3 protein-coding genes and 1 pseudogene are annotated in these 3,797 nt (G+C 61.0%); 1 reads left to right on the plus strand and 3 read right to left on the minus strand.

The window, feature by feature from the left end:
• Positions 1–119: 119 nt before the first annotated feature.
• Positions 120–368 carry a DUF1127 domain-containing protein gene (locus MESS2_RS04830; RefSeq protein ID WP_008872969.1) on the minus strand — a complete coding sequence of 83 codons (249 nt, stop codon included), beginning with the start codon at positions 366–368 and terminating at the stop codon, positions 120–122.
• Positions 369–637: 269 nt separating this feature from the next.
• Between MESS2_RS04830 and MESS2_RS04835 the strand changes: the two genes are divergently transcribed.
• Entirely contained in the window at positions 638–2,167 is a 1,530-nt protein-coding gene (locus tag MESS2_RS04835; protein ID WP_209436080.1) for a winged helix-turn-helix domain-containing tetratricopeptide repeat protein, read from the plus strand.
• A gap of 112 nt (positions 2,168–2,279) precedes the next feature.
• Here MESS2_RS04835 and MESS2_RS04840 read toward each other — a convergent pair whose 3' ends face one another.
• On the minus strand, positions 2,280–2,672 hold the full coding sequence (locus MESS2_RS04840; RefSeq protein ID WP_008872971.1) for a GFA family protein: 393 nt from the start codon (positions 2,670–2,672) through the stop codon (positions 2,280–2,282).
• 445 nt (positions 2,673–3,117) lie between these two features.
• Positions 3,118–3,797 (minus strand): annotated as a pseudogene (locus MESS2_RS04845) (calcium-binding protein); the annotation flags it as partial.

Below are 3,797 nucleotides of genomic sequence, written 5' to 3' on the forward strand. Positions count from 1 at the left end.
GGTGGCACTTTTGGCCCGAGCCTGCATGTTTTATCGTCGAAATATCCCAATCATAGCTGTGTCCGTCGTCGCGACTTCCCGCGCATGGCGCCGCGATCCGATGTTTCTGCGGCATTCGCCTATCGTTGCCAGAAGGGCAGCTTGGCGATCTCTGCCTCGACCTGCCGTCTCGTCAGACCGATATCGTCGATCAGATGAGGATTGTCCTTCGACATTCGCTTGAGTTCCCAGCGAAAGCGTGTCCGCTCGCGCCAGGCCGCGATAATGTTTCGCAGGGTCGTCAGGCGCTGACGCGACACTTCCGCCAGTCCCACGGGCATTCCCGGACACGCTGCCTGAAGCGGGGCCGACGCAAGGGTATCGTTCATGGCAACCTCCTATGGTTTGAGGGTCCCCATACGTTTTTGAGAATCTGGGCCCTCGACCTGAAAGAGGTTCAATTCTGCAGGATACGAGCAGCGGCGTAATTAAGCTCTCCCAAATAGTTCTCAAAACTTCCAAACGGGTTAGAGCGTTCACCGGTTCCTGGAACCGGCAAACTGCTCTAACTCTTTGTTTTGACGCAATTCCCTCGGGAAAGCGCTACGCGCTTTTCCCGGGAAAACCGTTTCACACTTTTCCTGGAATTGCTCTATAGATGCGCCCCATGCAGGGAGCGCGCTTTGCCTTTGGTCCGTTCATGCTTGATTCCGATGCGGGAACGCTGCTTCGGAACGATGTCCCCGTTGCCGTTGGCTACCGCGGGATAAAGCTGCTTGCGGCGCTCGTCGAACGGCCCGGCGAAATCCTTGGAAAAGCCGCGTTGATGGACGCGGCGTGGCCGGGCACGGCCGTCGAGGAAGGCAACCTCACCGTCCAGATCTCGCAGCTGCGCAAGCTGCTCGGTCCGGCCGGCGATGCCGGCAATGGGGGCGGTGAATGGATCGTCACGGTTCCGCGCGTCGGCTACCGCTTCACTGGGGCCATCGAACGGCTCGATGGCGCGAAGCGAAAACCTTTGCCGCTGCCCGACAAACCGTCGATAGCCGTGCTGCCCTTCGTCAATTTCAGCAACGATCCCGAGCAGGAATCTTTCGCTGCCGGATTGACCGAAGACCTGATCACCGACCTGTCCAGGATCTCCGGCCTGTTCGTCATCGCACGCAACTCGGTCTTTGCCTACAAGGGCAAGGCGATGGACGTGCGCGGGATCGCTGAGGATCTTGGCGTGCGCTATTTGCTGGAAGGCAGCGCAAGACGCGCAGCGGGGCGCGTGCGCATCAACGCCCAGCTGGTCGACGCGGTGACCGGCGATCATCTATGGGCGGAACGCTTCGACCGCAGCCTGGAGGATATCTTTGCCGTCCAGGACGAGGTGACGGCCAAGATCGTGGAGGCGCTGCTCGGCCGGCTCAGCGCACCGCCGCCGCGCAATCGGCCCAAGAATCTCGAGGCGTACGATCTCTGCGTGCGGGCGCGCAAGCTGATGGATGATTCGCCGCAGACGGCGCGGGAAGCGCATCTGATGCTCACGCGCGCGGTTTCGCTCGATCCGGAATACGCCGAGGCCTATCGTTGGCTGGCGATGAACCACTGGATGGGATGGGTGCATTCAGGCGGACCAACTGAAGCTGACCGCACTGCCGCTTTGGAACTGGCGCGCAAAGCCGTGGTGATCGACCCCAACGATGCCGGCTGCCATTGGGTCCTGGGTTACCTGCTTTCATATGAGCGCAGCTTCGCCCAAGCGGATGCGGAATTCGCCAAGGCGATCGCGCTCGACCCGAACGAGGCCGACGCCTGGGCGGCACTATCCGACATCGCGGTCCTGGCCGGGCGGGTCGATGAGGGCCTTGAGCACATTCGCAAGGCGTTCCGGCTGAACCCGTTTCCGGCAAGCTGGTATTATCTGACGCTCGGCCAGGCGCAATATGCGGCGCGCGAATACGAAGCCGCTGTCGAGACCCTGCGCCGGGATGAGACCTATCGTACAAGCTCACGCCGTTTCCTGGCGGCAAGCCTTGCGCAGCTCGGTCGGCTCGACGAGGCGCGCGCCGAGGCCGAACTGTTCCTCGTCGGCAACCCGCATTTCACAACCCGCCACTGGGCCACGACGGAGCCATTCCGCGACGCTGCGATGCTTGAGCATTTCGTCGACGGCTTCCGCAAGGCCGGTCTTCCTGAGTAACGCGCCGGCGTGATCTCGCAGGGGTGATGCTGCTCACGGACATGAAGGTGCCGCGGCGGATCACGGACAATCCGCGGGACTGGCGGAGGCGCCTTCGCTCCGTTCGTGCGACCTATTCCTCAAAGCGACTCGTGGCGTCGCGATCGCGATCGTATCGTCTCGTCAGTGGAAACGGCGGCAACCAGGACTCGCGACGGACGGTCCAGCTTTCATGGGTTGGCATCAGTTGGCCGGGCGCATCCAGGGATCCCAGGTGCACTTCGATTTCGTCCGCGCTGCGTGCAAAAACCGACGAGCCGCAGCGGGGACAGAAAAAACGCCCGGCGTAGTCGCGTGTTTCGCCATCGATCGTCACCGCATCCTGAGGAAACACCGCGGCAGCGTAGAAAAGGGCGCCATGATGCTTGCGGCAGTCGAGACAGTGGCAAATGCCAACCCGGTATGGGAGTCCCGACGCCACAATTTTGACGTTGCCGCACAGGCAGCCGCCGGTGAATCGGTCCATGCTGCGTCTCCTCTGAAATCAAGCTGGGAATGGCTACAGCGAACAACACTGTCATTGCAATTGCCGCTGCAGGCGGGACGCGTCGTTTCTTCCGCAGCGGGCGATAGTGATCATCGCTTCCAGGCGAACAGAGCCTATGACGCAACATCGGAGCGTTTAGGTGGTACCGGGCTCAGAGCCGCGTGCAGGTAATGTTCTCGGAAATCAATCGGCACAGTAGTGACATACGAGTGCCGAGCTGGCTCGCCAACTATCAGAGGTTTAACTGGCAAAACTCGCTGCAAAGCGTCACGCCGGAACTCGCTTTCGGGACGCCATTGTGAGAAGCAGCGTCGAAATTACTGATCGACTGATCTTATCCAGACGGCTTCAGCACGGCCTCTGCGGGGGGCTTCATCTCGCCGGCCCCGCAAACACCGTACTGCGTTGATTTCAATCCTTCCGTTCAAACGACAAAGAACGAGGATGCCGTAAGCGAGAGGCCCGGAGAAAGAGTGGCGAACTGTATCTGAGCCGCGCCACCGATGCCGTCGCTGTCGAAAGAGAGCGCCCCGGTCGAATTGTTGTAGATGATGTGGTCGGAGCTATCGTTCGCGGCCGTCCCGGCAAAGAATGCGGCTGAAGTGAGCGCGCCCGCGCCCAGCCCGGCAAAAATTGCGTTGTCGATGTGGATCTTGTCCTGGGCCTTGTTAAAGTCGGTGATCCTGTCGATATTTCCGCCGCCAAGAGCGGAGTTGAAAACGAAGGTGTCGTTGCCGCCATTGCCGGTCAAGATGTCGGCGCCACGTCCGCCATTGATGGCATTGGCGCCGGCATTGCCCTGGATGGTCTGGGCGAACTCGTTGCCGGTGAGGTTGATTGCCGTCGTCGCGGAGGGGATCGAGGTGCCGAAAAGCTCGATCGACTGGCCGGCCGAAAGGGTATGGCTCACCGAGGCCAAGACCCTGTCGATGCCACCGCCGACCGCCTCGCTCACCCTGTCGCCAGCATGGTCGACAATGTAGCTGTCGTTGCCGCCATAGCCTGCCATCGTGTCGGCGCCACCCATACCGTTGATGTAATTGGCGCCGGCATTGCCCTGGATGGTCTGGGCGAAATCATTGCCGACCAGATTGATCGCCGCCG

It is taken from the genome of Mesorhizobium metallidurans STM 2683 (assembly GCF_000350085.1).
Classification (GTDB): domain Bacteria; phylum Pseudomonadota; class Alphaproteobacteria; order Rhizobiales; family Rhizobiaceae; genus Mesorhizobium; species Mesorhizobium metallidurans.

Bases quoted from the DNA above. Each gene is read 5' to 3' on its own strand.
- MESS2_RS04830 (WP_008872969.1), bottom strand. From the start codon at position 368: ATGAACGATACCCTTGCGTCGGCCCCGCTTCAGGCAGCGTGTCCGGGA.
- MESS2_RS04835 (WP_209436080.1), top strand. From the start codon at position 638: ATGCGCCCCATGCAGGGAGCGCGCTTTGCCTTTGGTCCGTTCATGCTT.
- MESS2_RS04840 (WP_008872971.1), bottom strand. From the start codon at position 2,672: ATGGACCGATTCACCGGCGGCTGCCTGTGCGGCAACGTCAAAATTGTG.